Genomic DNA, 385 nt, shown 5'->3' on the forward strand with positions numbered 1-385 from the left:
CAGCGCTTTCAGTATAAGGTCTGTCGCAGAGTTTCAGTAGCTGAAACGCCTCTGGTTCAGAAAAACTGTCAAATTTCTAAGCTCGTCTGGACAAAGATAACGCAACTACACACAGAAAGACTCACAAACTCTGATATTGCCAAAAGAGTCCACGTTTCCGTTTCCACCGTCCAGAGAAAGATAGAACAATTCACCTTCACTGAGGATTTTTCTAAACTTCCTGAAGTCTTATCCTGGGATGAATTTTCACGAAACAAAGGAAAACTTGCCTTCATTGCGCAGAATTGCCATACACGAAAGGCCATTACCGTTCTTGAAAACAACCGATAGAAAGTACAAAGAGTATATCATCAATGCCTGCGAGCAACCCTTGCTCAAATACCAA

General features: G+C 41.8%; 1 pseudogene. It reads left to right on the forward strand.

From position 1 onward, the window contains the following. Positions 1–327: pseudogene (locus SORDD16_RS10140) on the forward strand (helix-turn-helix domain-containing protein); the annotation flags it as partial. Between the last annotated feature and the right edge of the window lie 58 nt (positions 328–385).

It is taken from the genome of Streptococcus oralis (genome assembly GCF_001578945.1).
GTDB classification, from domain to species: Bacteria; Bacillota; Bacilli; order Lactobacillales; family Streptococcaceae; genus Streptococcus; species Streptococcus oralis_Q.